Source organism: Paenibacillus sp. RS8 (assembly GCF_041956825.1).
Lineage (GTDB): Bacteria > Bacillota > Bacilli > Paenibacillales > Paenibacillaceae > Paenibacillus_AQ.
In genome coordinates this window covers 6,451,812-6,475,660 of the sequence record NZ_CP168131.1, presented here as the reverse complement: position 1 = coordinate 6,475,660, position 23,849 = coordinate 6,451,812, and the positions used below count along the sequence as shown (strand labels likewise).

16 protein-coding genes are annotated in these 23,849 nt (G+C 41.5%); all 16 read left to right on the top strand.

Translation table 11 applies throughout. The annotated features are described in order from the left end of the window. Positions 1-164 precede the first annotated feature (164 nt). Complete coding sequence (locus ACDZ28_RS30475) at positions 165-1,958, top strand: sensor histidine kinase (RefSeq protein WP_375103523.1); 1,794 nt, start codon at positions 165-167, stop codon at positions 1,956-1,958. Between the two features lie 19 nt (positions 1,959-1,977). After that, positions 1,978-3,306, top strand: coding sequence for a response regulator (locus ACDZ28_RS30470; RefSeq protein WP_042129893.1), 1,329 nt, complete (start codon positions 1,978-1,980; stop codon positions 3,304-3,306). 117 nt (positions 3,307-3,423) lie between these two features. After that, entirely contained in the window at positions 3,424-4,344 is a 921-nt protein-coding gene (locus ACDZ28_RS30465; protein WP_375103522.1) for a carbohydrate ABC transporter permease, read from the top strand. Position 4,345: 1 nt separating this feature from the next. Beyond that, the gene (locus ACDZ28_RS30460; RefSeq protein ID WP_042129889.1) at positions 4,346-5,218 is read left to right on the top strand and encodes a carbohydrate ABC transporter permease; all 873 of its coding nucleotides are present in this window, start codon (positions 4,346-4,348) and stop codon (positions 5,216-5,218) included. A 132-nt stretch (positions 5,219-5,350) separates the two neighbouring features. Beyond that, positions 5,351-6,814: an ABC transporter substrate-binding protein gene (locus tag ACDZ28_RS30455; RefSeq protein WP_042129888.1), complete on the top strand. Its 1,464-nt coding sequence runs from the start codon at positions 5,351-5,353 to the stop codon at positions 6,812-6,814. Between the two features lie 403 nt (positions 6,815-7,217). Continuing rightward, positions 7,218-9,839, top strand: coding sequence for a bifunctional acetaldehyde-CoA/alcohol dehydrogenase (gene adhE, locus ACDZ28_RS30450; protein WP_076120647.1), 2,622 nt, complete (start codon positions 7,218-7,220; stop codon positions 9,837-9,839). Between the two features lie 251 nt (positions 9,840-10,090). Further along, complete coding sequence (gene pflB / locus ACDZ28_RS30445) at positions 10,091-12,352, top strand: formate C-acetyltransferase (protein WP_042129884.1); 2,262 nt, start codon at positions 10,091-10,093, stop codon at positions 12,350-12,352. A 217-nt stretch (positions 12,353-12,569) separates the two neighbouring features. Then, the gene (gene pflA / locus ACDZ28_RS30440) at positions 12,570-13,307 is read left to right on the top strand and encodes a pyruvate formate-lyase-activating protein (RefSeq protein ID WP_042129882.1); all 738 of its coding nucleotides are present in this window, start codon (positions 12,570-12,572) and stop codon (positions 13,305-13,307) included. Between the two features lie 426 nt (positions 13,308-13,733). After that, positions 13,734-15,143: an extracellular solute-binding protein gene (locus tag ACDZ28_RS30435; protein WP_076120645.1), complete on the top strand. Its 1,410-nt coding sequence runs from the start codon at positions 13,734-13,736 to the stop codon at positions 15,141-15,143. Positions 15,144-15,269: 126 nt separating this feature from the next. Further along, positions 15,270-16,154 carry a carbohydrate ABC transporter permease gene (locus ACDZ28_RS30430; RefSeq protein ID WP_076120644.1) on the top strand — a complete coding sequence of 295 codons (885 nt, stop codon included), beginning with the start codon at positions 15,270-15,272 and terminating at the stop codon, positions 16,152-16,154. Continuing rightward, on the top strand, positions 16,154-16,984 hold the full coding sequence (locus ACDZ28_RS30425; RefSeq protein WP_076120643.1) for a carbohydrate ABC transporter permease: 831 nt from the start codon (positions 16,154-16,156) through the stop codon (positions 16,982-16,984). Before ACDZ28_RS30430 ends, ACDZ28_RS30425 begins: the two co-directional genes overlap by 1 nt. 29 nt (positions 16,985-17,013) lie before the next feature. Then, a complete protein-coding gene (locus ACDZ28_RS30420; protein WP_076120642.1) occupies positions 17,014-18,870 on the top strand; it encodes a sensor histidine kinase in 1,857 nt (618 codons plus the stop codon). Continuing rightward, entirely contained in the window at positions 18,845-19,630 is a 786-nt protein-coding gene (locus ACDZ28_RS30415) for a response regulator (protein ID WP_042129873.1), read from the top strand. The genes ACDZ28_RS30420 and ACDZ28_RS30415 overlap by 26 nt, the downstream gene beginning before the upstream one ends. Positions 19,631-20,159: 529 nt before the next feature. Then, positions 20,160-21,152 carry an ABC transporter permease gene (locus tag ACDZ28_RS30410; protein WP_375103521.1) on the top strand — a complete coding sequence of 331 codons (993 nt, stop codon included), beginning with the start codon at positions 20,160-20,162 and terminating at the stop codon, positions 21,150-21,152. Positions 21,153-21,167: 15 nt separating this feature from the next. After that, complete coding sequence (locus ACDZ28_RS30405; protein WP_231573854.1) at positions 21,168-22,130, top strand: carbohydrate ABC transporter permease; 963 nt, start codon at positions 21,168-21,170, stop codon at positions 22,128-22,130. A 93-nt stretch (positions 22,131-22,223) separates the two neighbouring features. After that, entirely contained in the window at positions 22,224-23,822 is a 1,599-nt protein-coding gene (locus tag ACDZ28_RS30400; protein WP_375103520.1) for an ABC transporter substrate-binding protein, read from the top strand. Positions 23,823-23,849 lie beyond the last annotated feature (27 nt).

Below are 23,849 nucleotides of genomic sequence, written 5' to 3'. Positions count from 1 at the left end.
TCGTAAGCCCAAACGCTCCACGCAGTGACGTCTATATCACCATGCTCTTATAATCCGCACAACAGAAAAAAACTACATACAAATGACCATAAAAAACTTTAAAATGAACATATGTAAGCGTTTATCCCTTTGATATAGTTATTTAACCCGGAGGTGTGACTATAGTGTTGTCTAGGCTGATTAGATTGATTCGAAAGCTGAACGTCAAGCAGCAGCTCATCCTGCTATTTCTGATTATGATTTCTCCGATCCTCTTTTTGAACATATATGGGAATATGAAGGCGGAGCAAATACTGAAGCGCCATGTTACGAATGCTTATGTGGAATTGAACAAGCAGAACTTTACGATTATTAATCGGGATATCGACACAGTAAATAAAATCACTACCACCGTGATACAGAATCCTCTGATTCAGCAAATTAATATGACTGGCTCGGATACCATACTGGAGAGAGTCAAACGGTATGAGACGATAGAGAAGTTGTTGGTCAGTTACTCCCAGGGTGCTGAACGGGGGGATGGTATTTATTACTCCCTTTATATATACGATCCGAATGATTATTACTTTTTCGCCCCCAATTTCCCACAGGTTAAGAAGGCGGGCGTTTATTTCTTTTCCAAAGCCGAAGAGCCATACTGGTTTGAAGAGGTTGTTCAGAAGAAGGGACGCGGCTCACTGAAGTTCACGGAGAGGCTAAGCGCGCAAGCAGAGAATTTAAAAACACTAACTTACATGAGAGCTGTAAACAACATTTCCAGAAAAGCGGAGACGATTGGCGTTTTGGTCATCACCAAAATGGACTCTAAAATTGGAGAATCCCTCAAATCAATCTCTTTGCCTGACGGCGAAATTTACTTAACAGACTTGAATAACCGTGTTCTTGCTTCCACTACGAATAATACTGGAGAAGTGATTGCGTTGCCGGAGACGGTGGTTGCTGAGGATTTGGAAGGTACAGTAGATGTGATTACCTCCGATTTTATCTATGTGGTTAACAATAACCATGCGCTTGGTCAAAAACTGGTCTACAAAGTTCCAGTGAAGGCGCTATTGCAGCAACAGAACGAAATGAAAAGTGTTATTCAATATATCACCGTGGCTTATGCAGTATTTGGACTGATTATGATAACGTACTTCTGGCGTTCATTAATGACTCCTTTGCAAAAGCTGGCTTTTTTCGTGCGAAAATACGAGCCGGGTAATCGTGTTCCAGAGACGCCGCGGAGGGGGAGTAATGATGAGGTCAGTGTGCTGATTGCTTCTACCTATGACATGGCCCGCAGGCTTAACGGATTAATCACATATAAATACCAGATGGAGCTTAAACAGAAGGAATCACAGCTTCAACTGCTATATCAACAGATCAACCCCCATTTACTTTATAACACCCTAGAGAGCATTTATTGGAAAAGCTCATTAGAAGGGAATGTCGAATCCGCCGAGATGATCAAGGAATTGTCCAAACTTATGAAGATCAGTCTTAGTCGGGGAAGGGAGCTGATTACCCTTGAAGAAGAGCTGGAGCATGCAACGGCTTATATCAAGCTGCAGCAGCACCGCTATGATTACGTATTTCGAGTTGTGATGGATATTCACCCAAATACGAAAAGCAACCTAATTCCTAAAATTACGCTGCAGCCATTAATAGAAAATGCTATTATTCATGGGGTCAAAAATATGGGCGAGGATGGTGAGATCACCATCACTGCAGTTTGTGAGGACGAAACCGTTAGGATCTCTATTGAAGATAACGGATATAAGTCTGTTGATTATGAAGCCATTGAAGCTGTATTGAATGATGACAGTCCGAATCCTACCAGCGGTTATGGTATCCGTAATATTAACCAGCGTATTCATTTACATTTTGGCTCTGATTATGGCATCAGCTATACCCCTCGTACAGAAGGCGGAACGCTAGTAACAGTCAAGCTTCCGAAATCGGAGAATCAGGACTAAGGAAGGGGAGCATACAGATATGTTCAATATATTGGTAGTAGATGACGAACCATTGATTTGTAAAGGACTGAGCAATTTATTAGCTTCATCCGGGCTGGATATTTCTAATATTTATACAGCTAATAGCGGATTTGAGGCGTTGGACTGTATCCGCATGGAGGAAATTGATCTGCTCGTTACGGATATTCAGATGGGTGCAATGAGTGGAATTGATCTGATGCAGCATGCAAAACTTGCCAAACCATGGGTTCAGACTATCGTGATTTCTGCACATGAGACGTTTCAATATGCTCAAATGGCCGTTAGGCTCGGTGCTAAGGATTATTTAATTAAGCCTTTGAATAGTGAGCAGTTTTTGGATTCGGTCAGAAATGTGCTCCTTAAGATGGGTAAGCCCTCACCAGAACTAGACGTTTTCATGTCAGGGATTAACGAGAGCTTTCGACTGGAAGAGCCGCTTCCAGAATTCAGCAAGCTTTTGAATGAATTGCTCATCGACCCTGGAGTTGTACTTGCTGAGGCAGATAACCTGCTGAAGCTGGATAACCTGAAGCTGCAAGGGCCGTATTTTTCCGTCTTAAAACTTAAGGTACCACTGTCTGGAATGAACCAAGAGAAGCAGTACACTTTGCGGGACAGACGGCTTCTTTGTTATGCTGCGCTGAACATTGCCAAAGAACTAATGGATCAGGAATGGAACTCGATAGCTTTTTATGCACCGGATGGTGAGATTACGATCATTATTCAATGGGATGAAAAAAGCTATGAGGATTCATCTGCCAGCCAAATCAATAGACTAGATATTCTTGGACGCAGTCTTCATTTTAATATCCATAAATACTTACATCTGAACGTGGTCATTGGCATCAGCCAGATTCTAAAGGGGCTTTCGTTTATGGCTGTATTGAACCGTCAGGCTTCCAATGCAATTCTCTGGAACAATGAGCACAGTGACCATTATGTGTTCTATTATGGGGATTTCAACTGGAACAGTTACACGAGTGATCCATCTGTAGAAGAGCTTCATACCCATAGCAATCTGATCGTACAAAAAGCTAAAGAATATATTGACGAGAACTATGCGCAAAAAGGACTGACGATTCACGATGTGGCTAAGAAGAATCATGTTAGTCCCAATTATTTGAGTTACCTATTTAAGAAAAATACAGGTTATAACCTGTGGGAATATGTAATCAAGCTCCGGATGGAAGAAAGTCGGGAAATGATTTTGAATACCGATCTTCGCAGATACGAAATTGCGGAACGTGTAGGTTATGAATCACCCGAGCATTTTAGTAAAATTTTCAAAAAATATTATGGGATTAGCCCCAGCGAATTGAAGAAGTAAAAACACCCATGACTTCGGTAGATATAGACATGTTCAGTACAACCCTCATTTCCTACAATTTAAGGTAGGAAGCATTTTGTGAAAAATGCTGAAAGAACAATGGAATGAGGGAGCCTGATGAATCAAACCGCAGTAGTAACCGAAAACCCGGCGACGCTGAAGGGGACACCGTACAAGCAAAACCGCTGGAAGAAAAACTTTTGGGGATATATGTTCCTCGTACCTGCCGTAATTATTTTTATTATGTTTTTGTGGGTTCCAATTTTCAAAGGCTTACTGTACAGCTTTTACCATGTGGATTTTGTTAAAGGGAATAGCTTTGTAGGCTTTGAGAACTACAGTAGAGCACTTAGTGATCCAGATGTCTTGACTGCATTAAAGAACACTGGGTATTACATGTTTTTATGTCTTATTATTGGGTTTTGGGTTCCGATTGCTTTTGCTATCATGATCTCGGAGCTGAGAAAGTTTGGGGGTTTTGTACGTGTAGCGGCTTATCTGCCTTTCGTTATGCCTGGTGTCGTCCTGTATGGACTGTGGAGATGGCTATATGATCCGGTGGGTCCAATTAATGCGTTACTAGGTACAATGGGTGTGGACCAAGTTGCCTTCTTAACAGATACAAGATGGTCCATGATTTCACTTGTGTTTATGGAGACATGGCAGCAGTTCGGATCAGGGATGTTAATATACTTGGCTGCTGTACTCAGCATTCCGCGAGATTGGTATGAAGCCGCTGAAATTGATGGGGCAGGTATATGGGCACGAATAAAGTACATCACTTTGCCTTCACTGCGTAATTTAATCTTTTTGATGTTGATTCTACAAATTATTGCTACTTCACAAGGGTATCAGTCACAAATGGCGTTACTTGATGGTGGGCCGAATAACACTACACTTACCTACGCATTGTTGATTGTAAAATATGCATTTACAAGACTCGATTATGGAACAGCTACTGCGCTTGGCATGTTAATGTTCATTGTCCTGGGTGGTTTGGGCATTTTACAGTTCAAGCTTAACAAGGAGGACTACTAAGATGAAGAGCGCAGATAGAGGGATTCTTTCAGAACACGATTTGAAAAAAACAAGTAATAAGATTGTTTACGGTTTGATGTGTGTAGTCATTTTGGTTATGGTTTTTAGCATGCTGTACCCGATTTGTATGACGTTATTCAACGGATTGAAGTCGAATCAAGAGGTGAATTCATTCCCACCGCATTTTTTCCCTCAGGAATGGCACTTCAGCAACCTTAAGGATGCAATGAATTACATTGATCTGCCGATGTTTCTTAGAAACACCATTTATATTTTTTTAGGGAATATGGTTGTGACTTTAGTCGTATTGGGAATGTCCGCTTTTAGTATTTCCCGTATGAATGTTCCATACAAAAGAGCGATTTACTTCTTCTTCCTGATGACATTGTTTATTCCGGCTACCAGCTACATGATCCCCAACTTTGTCAATTTGAAGGAGCTGGGATTGCTGAATCAGTACGCGGCTTTCTGGTTGCCAGCAGGTGCGAACACCTTCTACTTTCTTTTGTTAAAGAACTTTTTTGACGGGATTCATCCAGAAATCTTTGAAGCAGCACGAATTGATGGAGCCTCTGAGCCGAGAAGCTTTTTCTCCATTGCTGTACCACTTTCAATTCCGATTTTTGCAACATTAGCGATCTTTATCTTTTCTACCGCATGGAATGACTGGTTCTGGCCATCTCTAGTTATGCACAGTGAAGAGAAATATACGCTTGCGACAGCCATTTATAAATACGTTATTAATGTGAAGGCACTCAATACTAATATCAAATTTGCAATCCTGTTTTTAGTATCGTTGCCACCAATCATTGTCTTCTTGATTTTCCAAAAATTCATTATGCGTGGGGTTGCTTTGTCAGCAGTGAAAGGATAAGCAATTATCGACGAATTTAACCACGGATCGTAAACATGCACATGAAGTGAATATAAATGCACCTCGTTTGCAAACGGTTTCTATTTTAAGATTTATCTGTAAGATAATTATGAATTGAAAAGGGGAGTTTCAATGCGTAAGTACTCTAGCGTTCTACTAAGCGTACTTGTAGCCGGTTCGTTGCTATCTGCTTGCAGTGGCAATAATAACGGAAACACAGCGGGAAACAAAGGCGGGGAAGCAACTACTGCGCCAACAAATGCGGTAACGGATAATACAGCAACCGCTACGGAGGCGCCAGTGGATGACATTACTCAAAGAAAAGTGACGATCAAGATTCACTATCCAACACCTGACTTGACTGAAGTGAGAGCGCAAGAAGATGACAAGATTAAACGTTTCCAGGCTGAATATCCAAATGTTGAAATTGTTAAAGACGACTGGCAGTACAATGTAAGTGAAATCGGAATCAAAATGGCTGCGAATGAAGCACCAACCTTCTTTAACACCTACGCTACAGAAGCTAAGTTCCTGGTGGAAAAGGGCTGGGTTGCTGACATTACGGATCTTTGGAACAAATACGAATTTAAGGATCAAATTAACCCAGTACTGCAAAATCAGTTCATCATTGATGGTAAAGTTTTCGGAGTAACTCAAAAAGGTTATGTAACAACGACTATGATCAACAAAAAAATGCTGGATGAAAAAGGCGTTGCGGTCCCACCAATGGATTGGACTTGGGATGATATGCTGAATACGGCTAAAGGCGTAGCTGATGTCAAAAAAGGTATTTCCGGTATTGCTCCAATGGGTAAAGGTAACGAAGCAGGCTGGAACTGGACCAACTTCCTGTTCGAAGCTGGCGGTGAAATTCAAAAGGTTGAAGGCGGCAAGGTTGTCGCTACCTTTAATTCCGATGCTGGTGTTAAAGCACTGGATTTCTACAAGAAACTTAGATGGGAAGCTAACGCGATTCCTCAGGACTGGGCACTTGGCTGGGGCGATGCTGTAGGCGCATTCCAACAAAGTCGTACAGCTATGGTAATGGCTGGGTCCGATGGCGTAATCGAGCAAGCACTGAATCAAGGTGGACTGAAACCTGAGGATGTGCTCACATATCCAATGCCTGCTATGGAAAAAGGCGGCAAGCATACGGGGGTACTTGGTGGTGATTACCTCGTAATTAATCCGAATGCAACACCAGATGAGCAAGAAATGGCATTCCGTTATATCACATTTGATTACTTCTCTGATAAAGGTTTGGAAGCACTGGATGCAGTCCTTCAACAACGTACAGCTGATGGTAAATACTTTATCCCGCCACTCTTAGATTACTACTCAGCAGATTCTGAGTTTGGTAAGAAGACCAAAGCGGTTTATGACAAGTACACCAATGTATACCAATATAGCCCTGACATTATGGGACTCTTAGATGGTAAACCTGAAGCTCAATACAATACACAGGACTACTACGCAACAATGTCCAATGTCATTCAAGAGCTGTTCTCCAAAAAAGGAACGGATTCTAAGAGCCAGCTAGAAGCAGCAGCTAAAACAGTGCAAGAGAAATTCTTTGATACGATTAAAGCAGAATAGGTAAATTAATAAAATCGGTCCCTTTGGGGCCGGTTTTTTTGTTGTTATAATTTATAAATTTATAAATCTACAGAGCTAATGATGATCAACTGGAAACTATTACGGCATAGGAAAATCGTAAATTTCTGTGATGAAGGGAATGCCTTAACGGAGTGCTGTATTAAAGTGAATGGAAGGAAATGGGCTCAATACTTTGCTTATTAAAGTATAATTCTAAGATTTGAAGGGATTTTTAACATAAAATATGGAAAAATATCTATAATATGATCGAATAAAAGCGCTTTGAAAACAAATCAAAAAAACTTTATACTTTGTGAAAGATTTCACTATACAAGGTGGAAATCATGTGATAAGATAAATGTGTAGAGAAAAACAACTAAAAATTGACAGGAGGACGAGGGAGATGGCAGTTAAGAACGAAGTCGCCGCCCAAGTTAAACAAGTTACCGCTGAAGAGTATATTCAGAATTTAGTGGATAAAGCAAAAAAAGCGCATGAGGCGTTCATGGCGCTAGACCAAGAGCAAGTTGACACAATCGTTCATGCAATGGCGTTGGCTGGACTCGACAAACATATGTACCTCGCAAAATTGGCCGTAGAAGAAACTGGACGCGGCGTATACGAAGACAAAATTACGAAGAACATCTTCTCAACTGAATATATCTGGCACGGAATTAAATACGATAAAACAGTAGGCGTTATTGAAGACAACGCTTATGATAGCTTCCAAAAAATTGCTGAACCCGTCGGAATTGTTATGGGTATCACACCGGTAACCAACCCTACATCCACCACGATGTTTAAAGCGTTGATTTCGATTAAGACACGGAACCCTATTATATTCGGTTTCCACCCATCTGCGCAAGAGTGTAGTGCAGCTGCTGCAAAAATTCTTCATGATGCTGCCGTGAAAGCTGGCGCTCCTGAGAACTGTATCCAATGGATTGAGATGCCAACAATGGACAAGACAAACGCATTGATGAACAACCCAGACGTTGCTCTTATCTTGGCAACTGGTGGTTCTGCAATGGTAAAAGCAGCTTACAGCTGTGGTAAACCAGCACTTGGCGTAGGCCCTGGTAACGTACCTGCTTTCATTGAAAAGAGCGCGGATATTGATCAAGCCGTAACGGACATCATTCTTTCTAAAACATTTGATAATGGTATGATCTGTGCTTCCGAGCAAGCTGTTATTATCGAAGAACCAATCTTCGATCAAGTGAAGAAGAAAATGATTGCTAATGGATGCTACTTTGTGAATAAAGAAGAAGCTGCCAAACTGACTAGTGGAGCAATGAATGTAGAAAAATGTGCGGTTAACCCAGCAATCGTAGGTCAATCCGCAGTGAAAATTGCTGAAATGTGTGGCATTCAAGTCCCTGCCGGCACAAAGATTCTGGTAGCAGAACTTGAAGGTGTAGGCACTAAATATCCACTTTCCGCTGAAAAATTAAGCCCGGTTCTTGCTTGCTACAAAGTTAAAAATGCAGATCAAGGGATCGAACGCGCAGCTCAAATTGTTGAATTTGGTGGTATGGGACATAGCTCGGCTATCCACTCCAACAACGAAGAAGTAATCATGAAGTTCTCTAACCGTCTGCAAACAGGACGTATTCTCGTTAACTCGCCTTCCACACATGGTGCGATCGGCGATATCTATAACACTAATATCCCTTCGTTGACTCTGGGTTGTGGATCTTATGGTCGTAACTCCGTGTCGCAAAACGTTACAGCAATCAATTTGATCAACGTGAAAAGGGTGAATCGTCGTACCGTGAATATGCAATGGTTTAAAGTACCTGACAAGATCTATTTCGAAAAAGGCGCTACTCAGTACCTGACCAAAATGCCTGATATCACACGTGTCGCAATTATCACTGACCCAATGATGGTTAAGCTTGGATATGTTGAAAGAGTTGAACATTACCTGCGTCAACGCCAAACTCCTGTAGCTATCGAAGTGTTCTCGGAAGTTGAACCAGATCCATCGACAACTACAGTTGAAAAAGGTACTGCAATGATGAACAGGTTCCAACCGGACTGCATCATCGCACTTGGCGGCGGTTCCCCAATGGATGCTGCAAAAGGAATGTGGTTATTCTATGAACATCCAGACGCAGATTTTAACGGTCTAAAACAAAAATTCATGGACATCCGTAAACGGGTATACAAATTCCCTAAACTTGGTAACAAAGCTAAGTTTGTAGCGATTCCAACTACTTCGGGTACGGGTTCGGAAGTAACATCTTTCGCAGTTATTACCGATAAAACAACTGAACAACACACTAAATATCCATTGGCTGACTATGAGTTAACACCAGACGTAGCTATCATTGATCCAGAGTTCGTATACAGCTTGCCAAAAACTGCAGTTGCAGATACAGGTATGGACGTATTGACACATGCTATCGAAGCTTATGTATCTGTTATGGCGAGTGACTACACTGATGGTCTAGCTATTAAAGCCATCCAACTGGTATTCCAATACCTTGAAAAATCGGCACTGGAAGGCGACAGAGTAGCTCGTGAGAAAATGCATAATGCATCAACACTTGCGGGTATGGCCTTTGCCAATGCATTCTTGGGAATTAACCACAGCTTGGCGCATAAATGGGGCGGACAGTACCACACCGCTCATGGTCGTACTAACGCGATCCTTATGCCACACGTTATCCGTTACAATGCTAAAAAACCTACGAAGTTCGCTTCGTTCCCTAAATATTCGCACTTCGTAGCTGATGAGCGTTACGCTGAAATTGCCCGTATTTTGGGATTGCCAGCTCGCACAACTGAAGAAGGTGTAACTAGCCTGATCAATGCTATTCGCGATATGAATAAAAAATTGGGTATCGAGGAATCGTTCCAACAACTGGGCTTTGATCCTAAGGACTTCGAATCCCGTGTAGATTACTTGGCTGACCGTGCGTTTGAAGATCAATGTACAACTGCCAATCCTAAGCTGCCGTTGGTATCTGAACTTGCTGATGTATACCGTAATGCATTCTACGGAAGATTTGATAATTAATAATTGGTTAAATAGAGAATAGGATAGTTGTGGACTTAGATAAAGGTGACAAATATCACTCGAAAGGTGATATTTGTCACAGTGTTTTTATAGAAAATAAACTAGAATGTTTATATAAACAACGGTCCCACATATGAAATGTTGATTGTGAAATTTGGAACAACCACATCTTTGGGGATCACGAGACACGGGATCAACCTTCAAGCCCGCGATCTCTACAAATATAATAAATATAGATGGAGGGATTTAGCATGTCGGTGATTGAAAAAGAAGTAAATGAAGTGAAATCCGGTTGGAGAAATTTCACAAAAGGTAAATGGTCCAAGAAAGTTGACGTTAACAATTTTATCGCAAGTAACATTAAGCCTTATGAAGGAAACGAAGATTTCCTCGTAGGACCTACTAGTAACACAACTGAACTATGGAAAATTATTTCCCAACTGAGCAAAGAAGAAAGAGAAAGAGGCGGCGTATGGGATGTTTCCCTGGATACTGTCTCCACAATCACTTCACATGCTCCTGGATACATTGATAAGGACAAGGAACAAATTGTAGGCGTTCAGACTGACGCTCCTTTCAAACGTTCCATCCAGCCATTCGGCGGGATCAAGATGATGGTCGATGCTACGAAAGCTTATGGCTTCGAGCTTCCACAAAACATCGTTGATATGTTTACGAACATTCGCAAAACGCATAACCAAGGCGTATTTGATGCATATACACCAGACATGAGAGCAGTGCGTAAATCCGGCGTTATCACAGGTCTTCCTGATGCTTACGGCCGCGGACGCATCATCGGTGACTACCGCCGTATCGCTCTATACGGTATTGATTTCCTGATTAAAGACAAAAAACAACAACAAGCTGAACTTGAAGTTGATTCCATGACTGAAGAGGTAATTCGTCTTCGTGAAGAGCTGTCCGAGCAAATTCGTGCACTGGGCGAATTGAAAGAAATGGCAGCCGCTCACGGTATGGATATTTCCAAACCAGCGACCAATTTCAAGGAAGCTACTCAATGGGTATACTTCGGATATCTGGCAGCAGTTAAAGAGCAAAATGGTGCGGCGATGTCCCTGGGACGTGTATCTTCCTTCCTAGACATCTATGCAGAACGCGATATTGCTGAAGGTACTTTGACTGAAGAGCAAGTTCAAGAAATCGTCGATCATTTCGTAATGAAACTGCGTATCGTGAAATTCTTGCGTACACCTGACTATAACGATCTGTTCTCCGGCGACCCTACATGGGTAACTGAATCCATCGGTGGTATGGCTGAAGACGGAACAACTCGTGTTACGAAGAACAGCTTCCGTTTCCTGAACACCCTGTACAACTTGGGTCCAGCACCGGAACCAAACTTGACAGTTCTTTGGTCCGAAAGATTGCCTGAAGCCTTCAAAAAATATTGTGCTAAGGTTTCCATCGAAACTAGTGCAATTCAGTATGAAAATGACGATCTAATGCGTCCATACTGGGGTGAAGATTATGCGATTGCTTGCTGCGTATCTCCAATGCGCATCGGTAAACAAATGCAGTTCTTCGGTGCTCGTGCCAACCTAGCAAAAGCTTTGCTGTACGCTATTAATGGTGGTAAAGACGAGAAATCCGGAGCACAAGTTGGACCGGAATTCCCAGCGATCACTTCTGAATATCTGGATTATGACGAAGTAATGAAACGCTTCAAACCGATGATGGAGTGGTTGGCTAAGACTTATGTTAACACTTTGAACATCATTCACTATATGCATGACAAGTATTCTTACGAACGTATTGAAATGGCACTGCATGACCGCGACATTCTGCGTACGATGGCTTGTGGTATCGCTGGTCTATCCGTTGCAGCTGACTCACTGAGCGCTATTAAATACGCGAAGGTTAAACCAATTCGTAACGAACAAGGTATTGCAATTGACTTTGAAACTGAAGGTGAATTCCCTTGCTACGGTAACAATGATGATGCTGTAGACAGCATCGCAGTAGAATTGGTTGAAGCTTTCATGTCTATGATCCGTAAGCACAAAACATATCGTGATGCTGTACCGACTCAATCGGTACTGACCATTACTTCAAATGTAGTGTACGGTAAGAAGACAGGTACTACACCTGACGGACGTAAGAAAGGTGAACCTTTCGCACCAGGTGCTAACCCAATGCACGGACGCGACAAGAAAGGTGCTCTGGCTTCCCTTAATTCTGTAGCCAAACTGCCTTACTCCGATGCACAAGATGGTATCTCTAACACATTCTCTATCGTACCTAAAGCACTGGGTAAAGACGAAGAATCCCGTAAGTCTAACCTGGTACACATGATGGATGGATACTTCCATAACAGCGCTCAACATTTGAATGTTAACGTGTTTAACCGTGAACAGCTGATGGACGCTATGGAACACCCAGAGAACTATCCACAATTGACTATCCGCGTATCCGGATATGCAGTTAACTTCATCAAGCTGACTCGTGAACAACAATTGGATGTAATCAACCGTACGTTCCATGGTTCGATGTAATTCGTTCCTATTCATAAAGATCTTTGAATGAAGTACTACATTGAAATAATTGCAAGGAAGATGCCGCCCTTGTCTCAAGGGCGGTAATATCTTGTTTGAGAATTGTTAAAATTTTAAATATCACAGCCGCGATTAAGGGAAATGACAGTCTCAAAGACAGGGAGCTTCTTCGTGAAAGAGGGACTGTTAGTCTGTCGTGGCGAAAGGATGATATCCTATGATTAAAGGTCGCATACACTCTTTGGAAACCTTTGGAACCGTTGACGGACCTGGTATTCGATTTGTCTTATTTATGCAAGGATGCTTGCTGAAATGTCAGTATTGTCATAACCCTGATACTTGGGCTTTAGATGAAGGTAAAGAAATGACTTTAGAAGAAGTGCTTGCGGAGATCGAGCCATATATAAACTACTATCGTTCATCCGGTGGTGGATTGACAGTATCCGGTGGAGAACCAACTTTGCAGGCGCAATTTGTAAAGCAGTTATTTACAGAAGTTAAAAAGCGTTGGAATCTGCATACTACATTAGATAGTAATGGTTACAACGAAGGTGACAAGATTAATGACTTATTGGATGTTACCGACTTGGTTATGCTAGATCTCAAACATATAGATGAGGAAGCGCATATCAAGTTGACTGGTAAATCTAATGATCGTACTTTGAAGCTTGCACGCTGGCTATCAGATCATAATCGTAAGATGTGGATTAGACATGTATATGTTCCAGGCATTCATGATCGTGAAGAGGATCTTATTAACTTGGGCCGTTACATTGGAACCTTAAATGGTGTTGAGAAATTTGAGATCTTACCTTATCATCAAATGGGTATTTATAAATGGGAAATGCTCGGCAAGGCTTATGAGTTAGATGGCGTGCCATCCCCTTCCGATGAAGAAGTTCAGCGGGCATACCGCTTGGTCGAAGAAGGTCGTAAACAGACAGCACTGGTATAATTGATATCTACCTTAAGTGAGAGCCGTTCCTTCAGTGATTTACTACTGAAGGAATGGCTTTTTTTGTTTAAAGAGGGACGTCTGGTGTCTTGAAAAGGGGTAATTTTGTATTTACCTTGTAAAAACATGATATAGTTACAGCTGTTGATTAAGGAGTTTGTAAATACATAATGACAGATAATATATCATTATTTAAAGATTTTATAATTATTACCCGAGGTAATGTGTGGTTAAATCACATATAATAACGTTTAATCGTAATTTTTACTATAATAAAGTTATTATACATAACATATTGTGTAGTTGATTCCGCTTTCATTAGAGATTTTTATCCCTATAGTGGATGAATCTTAACCTTACGAGAATGGAATCTGTTTTCTATAATAAGAAGTGTAAAGCACAACATTATATGGGGGGTCACAAGAAATGAAAAAAGGAATGACTTTGCTATTGTCCCTGATTTTTGTATCATCAGCTTTACTGGCAGGTTGCGGAAGCAACAATAATGCATCTTCTAACAAAGGAGATGGAAACGCTACCGCGACTAATGCAGCGGACGCTACAAATGCTCCTGCAACTGAAGAACCGGTAAGCAACGAACCGTTCGAAATGACGATTCGTCACACTCAAATCGGTGCAGACAAACAGAAACGTCTAGCTATTCTGCAAGAAGTAGTGAAAAAGGTAGAAGGCGATGTACCTGGTCTGACCTTTAAACTCGATGGAGTAGATTCAGATGTAAACCGTAAAGAAAAATTGCGTGGTGAAATGGCTGCAGGTAATCCACCAGAGATTTTCGATCTGTTCGGTAGCCCTGACTCTAAGATCTATGCTAAAGAAGGTAAATTACTTGACCTGACTCCAATTCTTGAGGAACTTGGAATTAAGGATAAATTCTCAAATCTAGATCCTTTCACTTATGAAGGAAAAATTTACGGATTGCCAATCGGTGGATCTGGTGAAGGATTCTTCTACAACAAAGAATACTATACTAGCAAGGGTTGGAAAGCTCCAACAACATTTGCTGAATTGGAACAACAATTGGCTGATATCAAGGCTGACGGAAAAGTGCCTTTAGCTGGTGCGTCTAAGGCTGGTTGGGTACCACTCATGCTAGCTAACCACTTGTGGTCACGTTATGCAGGTCCAGATGTAACTGCTAAATTTGCAACAGGCGAAGCTAAATGGACTGATCCAAACGTTGTAAAAGGCTTTGCGAAGTACAAAGAATGGGTTGATAAAGGATACTTCAAAAAAGGCGAACTTGGTTTCGAGTATGCTGAATATACAACACAATTCACTAGTGGTGAAGCAATCCTGCTGTATGATGGTACTTGGAAATCCTCCGTATTCAAAGCTGGACAATCTGGCGAAGGCTTGATCGGTAAAGTTGGATTCTTCAATATTCCTCCAGTTGATGGTGGCGTGGGCGACCAAACAGCATTGATGCGCGATGTAAACAATGGCTATGGCTTCTCTGCTTCTGCTGAGAAAGATCCACGTCAATTAGCTGCTGTGAAATCATTTATCAAAAACCTCTTTAATGAAGAAATGCAATTACGTGGACTTGTTGAAGATGGCGTATTGCCAGCAATGAAAATTGACCAAAACGTTCTGAATGAAAATATTACGGATGATCTGATGAGCGAAATCGTAGGTGTACTTAATAACTCACAATCTTCGTTCCCAGCATTTGACTCTCTCGTTCAAGCAGATGTAACTACAGAAATCAGTAACATTCAAATTCAAAAGCTGATTGGTGGTCAGACAACTCCAGAGAAGATGGGCGAAGCTTTACAGAAGGTACAAGAAGAAGCAAACGCAGCAGTTGAATAAGTAGCTGCAAACTGAATGTACCCTGGTGCTAGAACCAGGGTACATTTTTAAACTCAAAGAAATTATGTGTTTGCGCTGATCTAAACATTCATTGTTCGCCAGATGTCAAAGCAACCGGAGGTAGTCATGAATAAAGCATTAAGAAATCCATTGGTATTTTTCCTTTTTATTCTTCCAGCACTGATCCTGTTCACGATGTTCTTCATCTATCCCATCTTCAGTTCAATCTATTACAGCTTTACTAGCTGGAATGGTGTATCTGACACAGTTAAGTCTGCCGGAATCAGTAATTTTGAGAAGGCATTAGGAGATGAACGATTCTGGATATCCGTCAAAAATAACGGTTGGTTCATTCTTTTCTCCTGTTTTGTACAGGTGCCGTTAATTATATTCTTCTCATTATTAATATCAAATGTAAAGAAGCTAAAAGGCTTATACAAGACGGCAGTCTTCATGCCTTCCATTATGTCTACAGCAGTTATCGGTATTCTATGGGGCTTCATTTATGAGCCCAACATTGGACTTTTAAATAAGGTTCTTGGCTTAGTTGGTATTGATCCGCTTTACTGGTTGTCGGATGAGAGATTCGCAATGTTATCGATCCTGATCACGAATGCTTGGCAATGGACAGGATTCTATATCGTAATGGTACTGGCAGCTATTTTGTCGATACCGGGTGAATTGGACGAAGCTGCTGCTATTGATGGTGCAACTGGATTCCAACGAGCTACACGTATCACGCTTCCGCTAATCGTCCCAATCATCTCTGTCGTAATCATGTTATCCATTGCAGGGGCAATGAAAGCGGCGGATATCGTAATTGTAATGACTAAGGGTGGACCTGCGGGTTCAACCGATGTAATGGCAACCTATATGATTAAATATGCAATTACTAACTTTAAATACGGGTACGGTAATGCCATCGCAGTCCTGATCTTTGTATTTACACTGGTGGTTACAGCCCTTTATCAGCTGCTGATAGCCCGACGCACAGAAAGGATTGAATACTGATGCCACGCGCCCTGAAAAAAAGTCTGCCACATGTCGCACTTTTGTCCTATCTGCTAGTTATTCTATTTCCTTTCCTGTTCGTGTTATTCTCCTCTGTGAAGAAGGATAATAATGCAATAGCGCTTAACCCTTTTGGAATTCCAAAGGAGTTTGTCTTCAATAACTACGTTGAAGCTTGGGTGAATGCCAAGATCAGCACCTACTTTTTTAACAGTTTGTATATTTCCATATTGGCTTCTGTAGTATCTATCATTCTAGCGTCAATGTTTGCATTTGCTGTTACACGTATGCGTCAAGGCAAATGGAATACGATTTTGTTCTCGCTAGTTATGGTGGGAATGCTGATTCCAAACAATGCATTGATGCTACCTATTTATACGATTGTACGTAAGATGGGGATTCTGAACACGCACTGGGCATTGATTATTCCTTATATCGCAAATGCCATTCCATTTACAATCATAATATTGGCCGCATTTATGCGTTCGTTGCCTAGAGAAATTGAAGAGGCGGCGGTCATGGATGGGTTGAAGGCTCCGGGTATCTTTGCTAGAATTATTGTACCTCTAACCGTACCTGCCATGGTTACTGTATTCATAGTTAATTTCCTGGGCAATTGGAATGAATTCTTGCTGGCAAACTACTTCCTATCAAATGACGAACTGCGTACGCTCCCAGTTGGTATGGTTCAATTCCGTGATCAATACCAGATGAACTATGCACAAATGTCAGCGGGTATCGTCTTCAGCGTATTGCCGGTAATTGTCATTTATGCGATTTTACAGGAGAAAATTATTGAAGGCGTAACAGCAGGCGGCGTAAAAGGATAACTTTTTTTCTCAGTCAGGAGCACCAGCCGATGAATTTGCGCTATAAATTATTTACGGCATTTTTGGGCCTGATAATCATTCCTTTATTTATTCTAGGCATGCTTATGTTTTTCGTGACTTATAACTCTATTGAGAAGAAGTACAGTCAGCAGTCGGAATACTCACTTAAAGCAATTAGTTACAGTATTTCGAATGTGTTAAAAGATATGGATAACGTTACAGACAACGGAATTGCTACCTCGGTTTTTCATATGGCACTTAGCGCAGAAGATCCTACTAACCAGGATTTGACTGATGCCGAGCAACTCAATTTGAATGCAAGCCAGCGCAATTTCCGTAGTCTGTTGTTTAACCATCCATCGATCAGCTACGCTTTTTTGTACAATTTTAACGGTAGAGGTAACTCTGAAATCGTGTCGCTTTTTAATAAGGAAAATTTCCGAACACTACCCTATGATACATTTAAGAAAAGTGATTTGTACCAGGAAGTAATGGATTTGAATGGTGTGCCGAAGTGGCTGGCTCCTCATGAATATCCCGAACTTACGGGAACTGAACCTGTGTTTACACAAATTCGACTCGTTAAGGAATTGAGCTTCTTTCAGAACATAGGTATCCTCGTTGTGCAGATCAAAAATTGGGAGTTCGAATCGATATTTCGCAATTTAAAAATTGGGGATAGCAATCAAGATGTCTCGTTTATGCTTGTAAATGATGATGGAATGATTCTATTCGACCCAGATCAAAAGCTGGATGGACAGGATATTCAGTCATTCGCGAATAAAGAGATTACCTTTGAAAAAGGGTTTCAGAGTTTTAAAACGCATTACAACGGGGAGAAAAGTATTCTCTCCATGTATCATTTGAAAGATTATCCTTGGAGTCTAGTGTCTGTAACTTCATGGAACTCTCTGTCTCATGAAGTTACAGTATTTGCACGATGGTTTGTTGGGGTTATCTTCTTATGCTTTTTAGCAGCAGTAATTTTCAATCTGTTCTTTATGAATCGAATTACTGGCGCAATTGCCGTAATTGTTCGTTTTATGCGACGGGTTGAGGATGGGGATTTGACTACGCGGGTAGAGGTAAAAGGGAATGATGAGTTAACGCTTCTTGCAAAAGGCTTTAATGATCTTATGGATAAAATTAATGGGTTGTTTAATAGAATCCATGTGGAACAGCGCCGCAAGAATCAAGCGGAAATGCGTGTTCTACAGGCGCAGATCAAACCGCATTTTTTATTCAATACATTAGAGTCGATTAATGTTCTGGCTATACAGAATGAAGGCAAGAAAGTTAGTGAGATGGTCTACAGACTGGCAAGTATTTTACGTATCAGCATTCAGGATCGAGAAGAAATTACACTGGATGAAGAAATTAAACATCTGCGCAATTATTTAGATATTCAAAAATTCAGGTTTGAGGATTTATTTGAATATGATATTGATATCCCACAAGAATTGATGAGTTGCGGCATTCTAAAGCTTACTTTGCAACCGCTTGTAGAAAACAGCATTCAGCATGGATTTGAGGGGATTGATTACAAAGGTCAAGTTTCTGTGAAAGCTTGGGAGAAGCAAGGGGACTTGATTTTACAGATTGAAGATAACGGTATTGGTATTACGCCGTCTCAGTTGTCCATTTTCCAATACATTGTGAATGATCCTGTGGAGCAAGAGGTTAAAGTTGAACGAGAAAACCGGATGAATCTTGAACGCAGAGGACTTGGTATTCGCAGTGTAGCGGATCGCATCCGCATTGAATACGGTGACAGGTACGGAATATTTATTTGTTCCAGTCCAGGCTATGGTACTATTATTCAATGTGTCATACCTAAATACGAGCAGGGGGAAGATCATTATGCTAAAAGTATTATTGGTAGATGACGAAGCCCCAATTCTGAATAATCTAAACAGAGTGTTGCCTTGGCAGGAGATGGGGATGGAGGTCGTTGGTATGGCGCGAAGCGGTATGGACGCCTTGCGCATTGCCGAAGAGGAGCAGCCTGATCTTGTGTTAAGTGACATTCGTATGCCAGTGATGGATGGGTTAACTTTTGTAGGAAAGTTGCGGGAAATGGGATTGGATAGTGAGGTACTTCTTCTTACCGGGTATCAAGAGTTTGACTATGCACGGGAAGCGATTCGGCTTGGGGTGAAAGAATATATTTGTAAGCCGATCCATTATGAAGAACTTGGCAATAAGGTACGTGAGATAGGAGCTACTATTCGTAGTAAACAGTTTAAAAATAAACTGTATAATAGCATTCCTTTATTTCAGGAGATTCCTGAAGCGGACAATGGTAAAAAAACACCGGATCAGCTTATGAACCTCGCCGCTCAGTACATCTCTGAACATCTTCATTCTGATATCGGGATTGAGGAAGTGGCGAATAAGATCGGAATTAGCGGCAGTTACTTCTGTCTCTTGTTTAAAAACCGATTTGCAATGACTTTCGTGGAATACGTAACACAACAGCGAATTGAAGCTGCCAAGTTTATGCTTACCAATAGCGACAAGAGCATTACGGTGATTGGTTCCGGAGTGGGTTATCAGGAACGGCGTTATTTCACGAAGGTGTTTCAGAAGCAGACGGGGATGTCTCCTAAGGAGTATCGCGATCGGTGTCGGGCAGAAGTATTATAAGGTTTGCGGCGTATGGTGAGGTTTAGCGTCACTGCGAGGAATGTTTGGACTTCCGGTCGCTGTTATCCTCGGATTTCTTGATTGGAAACCGCTGCTCGCGGTTGAAATCCGAGGATAGCATATGCTTCCGAGGTAGCTTTCCAAGGAAAGCTTTTAGGCGAACGCTACGCTCCTACAGTTCCAAACTTCCTCTCCGTTCCTTCTCCCTCACCACACTTTGTTGTGGGTATGGGGTCGTCCCACTCCTGCTGATGTGGGGACTCCTTAGGGAATGAATGGACTATCGACCAGCCTGCGGCTGTGATAAGTACATAGTAATTCAGCCTACGGCTGTAATAAATTAAATGATTTTAAACATTAGAGATGATTATCCTTAGTTACTAAGGATAATCATCTCTTTTTTTATAGAAATATAATATGTTCCCTATACTCCCATAATTTATCATATGTTTTAATTAGAGTGTAAGAAGGAAATGCAAGACGGTAGCTTAACAGCGTGATAAAGGCCTTAGATTGGGATGATGGGGAAATGGGGGAACTGAAAATGAGTGTGACGAATCCTTCCGTCAGCTTGTCAGAAGTAAAGAAAAGAGGCAGGGGGAGAGCGCCGAATTTTCTAAGAGTGATGAAGAAATATTGGGTGTTCTATTTGATGATGCTCCCAGCCATTATTATTCTGATCATCAATAACTACATACCGATGTTAGGGACGGTAATTGCTTTTAAGGATATCAATTACCAGAAAGGGATTCTAGGCAGCGACTGGGTCGGGATAGCGAACTTTAAGTATCTATTCTCGACGGAGACGGCTTGGGTCATTACAAGAAATACCCTATTGTACAACACTGCGTTTATTGTACTCACACTATTTTTTTCACTGGCTTTTGCGATTATGTTTAACGAAATGCGCAGCAGATGGCTATCGAAATTCCATCAGAGTGCGATGTTTCTCCCGTATTTTCTCTCATGGGTCGTCGTTAGTTATTTAGTATACGGCTTTCTGAGTGCAGAGCATGGATTTATGAACAAGACGCTGCTTCCTTTATTTGGAGTCGATCCAATTGAATGGTACTCACAGTCGCAATATTGGCCAGGGATTCTAGTGATAGTGAAACTGTGGAAAGAGATTGGATATACGACGGTCATTTACATGGCTGCGATCATCGGTATAGATCATGAATATTATGAGGCTGCGCTGATCGATGGTGCTTCTAAATGGAAGCAGATTCGCAAAATCACACTACCACTGATCAGTCCGGTTATTATCGTAATGACGCTGCTGCAGATTGGCAGGATTTTTAACGCAGACTTCGGATTGTTCTTTCAGGTTACTAGAAATGCAGGCGCATTATACTCCACTACGCAAGTTATCGACACCTATGTGTATCAGACCTTCCTAGCGATTGGTGATATAGGGATGTCTTCTGCCGCGGGTCTCGTGCAATCTGTTGTAGGATTTCTACTGATCTTCTTAGCGAATCTAGCCGTACGACGAATAAGTAAAGATGATGCGTTATTTTAGAGGGAGGTGGGAGTGTTGAGCCAGGCAGAAACTACAATCGGGCCGTCAGGTCGTACAGGAAAGAGAACTAAACGGCAAAGACAACCCAATGAAATTTCGAATATTTCCAATTTGTTAATTAATATATTCTTCTGGATCTACACAGCGATTTGTGTGGTCCCGTTGATTCTCGTAATTATCGTATCGTTTTCGGATGAGAAATCCGTTGTACAGAATGGTTATAGCTTTTTTCCTAGCAAGTGGGATATTTCTTCTTATGAATTTCTGTTAAAAGATTATTGGCAGATTATAGATGCGGCTGCCGTTTCCTTATTTGTGACAGTGGTTGGAACGATTCTGAGTCTCGTGATTATGGCAATGTATGCCTATCCTATCTCACGTGGAGATTTTCCACATCGTAATTTCTTTTCGTTCTTTATGTTTTTTACACTGCTGTTTAATGGAGGTCTAGTACCTTGGTATCTGGTTTATACTCAAATGATGCATTTGAAAGATACGCTATGGATTCTGATTATGCCACTGCTGGTTTCAGCATTCTTTGTTATCATTTTGAGGACCTTTTTTGCAAATACAATCCCGCCGGCACTCGTTGAATCCGCTAAAATCGACGGGGCACCAGAGTTTCGGATCTTCGTTCAAATCATTCTGCCATTGTCGTTACCGGTATTAGCTACAGTGGGATTATTTCAGACTTTGGCGTATTGGAATGACTGGTATCTCAGCTTAATCTTCATTTCGCCAGAAGGGCATGTCAATCTACAGTATCTAATGTATAAGACGATGTTGAATGTTCAATTCTTGACTGCGAGCCCTCAAGCGATGGCAGCCTTAGCTGCACAAGGTGTAGAAATCAATCTGCCGACAGAAACGGTAAGAATGGCGATGGCTGTTATTGGTATCGGTCCAATCGTGTTCGTGTACTCTTTTTTCCAAAAGTATTTTATCAAAGGGCTTACCGTTGGTGCTGTTAAAGGCTAATGAGGTTTGGAATGGCTTAATTCGGCGCTCTATGCAAGTGTGTGAACGTCCGATTCAGCATATATAAATATTTTGAGGGAGGTTATGGTATACATGAAGGCTATTCGAACAAGCGTACTATTAACACTGATGCTTATCGTGGTACTCAGTCTTAGCTTAGCTGGATGCGGAGGAAATAACGGAAATAATGAAGGGGCTTCACCAGCGCCAAGTGAAAATGCAACCGCTACCAACGCTGCGGCAACAGATGAGCCTGCTGCAGATCCTACAGCTGAACCTGAGAAGAAATTAGATCCTTATACTGTCAAGTTAATCTATGTCGGTGCCGTTCAAAAGGATGAACAGGTTGTTGAGGATGCTATCAATAAGCTTCTAGAACCTAAAATTAACGCTAAATTGGATATCGCACCGATCGACTGGGGTCCATGGGACAATGATGTCAACCTGAAGATTGCCAGTCAGGAGAAATTCGATATTATTTTTACAGCGCAATGGAAAAACTATGTAACCAACTCCGCTAAAGGTGCTTACCTCCCGCTTAATGATGATAACGGCAAGTACGGTAATCTATTGAACGAATATGGCCAAGGGATTCTTAAAAACCTCGACCCGCAATTCTTAAAAGGTTCTGCGATCAATGGTGTGAATTATGCCGTTCCTACGAATAAGGAGTTAGCCGCACAAGGCGGGATCGTGTATCGCTCGGATATTGCTGATGAACTAGGCATTGATATGTCGAATGTAAAGACCATTCAAGATCTGGATGCCGTTCTCAAAGTCGTAAAGGAGAAGAGACCAGACCTTACTCCACTGTATTTCAAACAAGGAGAGACCTTTAACTCTCAGTACATGGCACAGTACGATACGCTTGGTGATGCTTCAATTCCGGGCGTTCTGCTTAAGGATTCATCGGACACTAAAATTCAATCTATGATTGAGCTGGACCGCTATAAGGAAATCATCAAACTTACCCGTGAATACATGAAGAAAGGTTATATTAACAAAGATGCGGCCGTTGCAACGAATTCTACACAAGATGCAATGAAGGCTGGTAATGTCTTTATGACAGTACAATCCCTTAAACCTGGTAAAGATAGCGAATTGGCTAATGCTACAGGTTTGGTTGGTAAACTGAAACAAATTGCCTTTAACGAACCAACGATTTCTACCAGTGACGCCGCAGGTTCGATGTTAGCGATCTCCGCTTCCTCTGGTGATCCAGCTCGTGCCATGATGGTCTTAGATCTTTTGCACACGGATAAGGAAATCAATAATCTCCTCGTATTTGGTGTAAAAGGTGTTCATTATGATGTCGTTAGCGGCGATACGATTAAAGCTACTGACAAAACGGGTGACTATAATACTGCTGCCGCCTGGATGCTTGGAAGCCAATTCCTGAATCCTGTATGGGAAAGCGAAGCTCCAGACAAATGGGAGCAATTCAAGGCTTTTAACTCCAAAGGTAAAGCTTCTGTAGCACTAGGCTTCAACTTCGACGCATCCTCTATGAAGACTGAAATGGCGGCTTGTAAAGCTGTAATGGATGAATACGATATCAGTTTGGACACCGGTTCTGTTGATCCAGATACCGTGCTGACTAAGTATGCCGACAAGCTCAAGAAAGCTGGACTTGATAAGATTATTGCAGAAAAGCAAAAACAATTGGATGCTTTCTTAGCTGCTCAAAAATAAATCCTTTAAACGAAACTAAAAGGCTAT

What these genes read in the sequence shown, in the direction of transcription:
- ACDZ28_RS30470 (WP_042129893.1), top strand. Translation starts at nt 1,978, where the DNA reads ATGTTCAATATATTGGTAGTAGATGACGAACCATTGATTTGTAAAGGA.
- ACDZ28_RS30465 (WP_375103522.1), top strand. Translation starts at nt 3,424, where the DNA reads ATGAATCAAACCGCAGTAGTAACCGAAAACCCGGCGACGCTGAAGGGG.
- ACDZ28_RS30460 (WP_042129889.1), top strand. Translation starts at nt 4,346, where the DNA reads ATGAAGAGCGCAGATAGAGGGATTCTTTCAGAACACGATTTGAAAAAA.
- ACDZ28_RS30455 (WP_042129888.1), top strand. Translation starts at nt 5,351, where the DNA reads ATGCGTAAGTACTCTAGCGTTCTACTAAGCGTACTTGTAGCCGGTTCG.
- adhE (WP_076120647.1), top strand. Translation starts at nt 7,218, where the DNA reads ATGGCAGTTAAGAACGAAGTCGCCGCCCAAGTTAAACAAGTTACCGCT.
- pflB (WP_042129884.1), top strand. Translation starts at nt 10,091, where the DNA reads ATGTCGGTGATTGAAAAAGAAGTAAATGAAGTGAAATCCGGTTGGAGA.
- pflA (WP_042129882.1), top strand. Translation starts at nt 12,570, where the DNA reads ATGATTAAAGGTCGCATACACTCTTTGGAAACCTTTGGAACCGTTGAC.
- ACDZ28_RS30435 (WP_076120645.1), top strand. Translation starts at nt 13,734, where the DNA reads ATGAAAAAAGGAATGACTTTGCTATTGTCCCTGATTTTTGTATCATCA.
- ACDZ28_RS30430 (WP_076120644.1), top strand. Translation starts at nt 15,270, where the DNA reads ATGAATAAAGCATTAAGAAATCCATTGGTATTTTTCCTTTTTATTCTT.
- ACDZ28_RS30425 (WP_076120643.1), top strand. Translation starts at nt 16,154, where the DNA reads ATGCCACGCGCCCTGAAAAAAAGTCTGCCACATGTCGCACTTTTGTCC.
- ACDZ28_RS30420 (WP_076120642.1), top strand. Translation starts at nt 17,014, where the DNA reads ATGAATTTGCGCTATAAATTATTTACGGCATTTTTGGGCCTGATAATC.
- ACDZ28_RS30415 (WP_042129873.1), top strand. Translation starts at nt 18,845, where the DNA reads ATGCTAAAAGTATTATTGGTAGATGACGAAGCCCCAATTCTGAATAAT.
- ACDZ28_RS30410 (WP_375103521.1), top strand. Translation starts at nt 20,160, where the DNA reads ATGGGGGAACTGAAAATGAGTGTGACGAATCCTTCCGTCAGCTTGTCA.
- ACDZ28_RS30400 (WP_375103520.1), top strand. Translation starts at nt 22,224, where the DNA reads ATGAAGGCTATTCGAACAAGCGTACTATTAACACTGATGCTTATCGTG.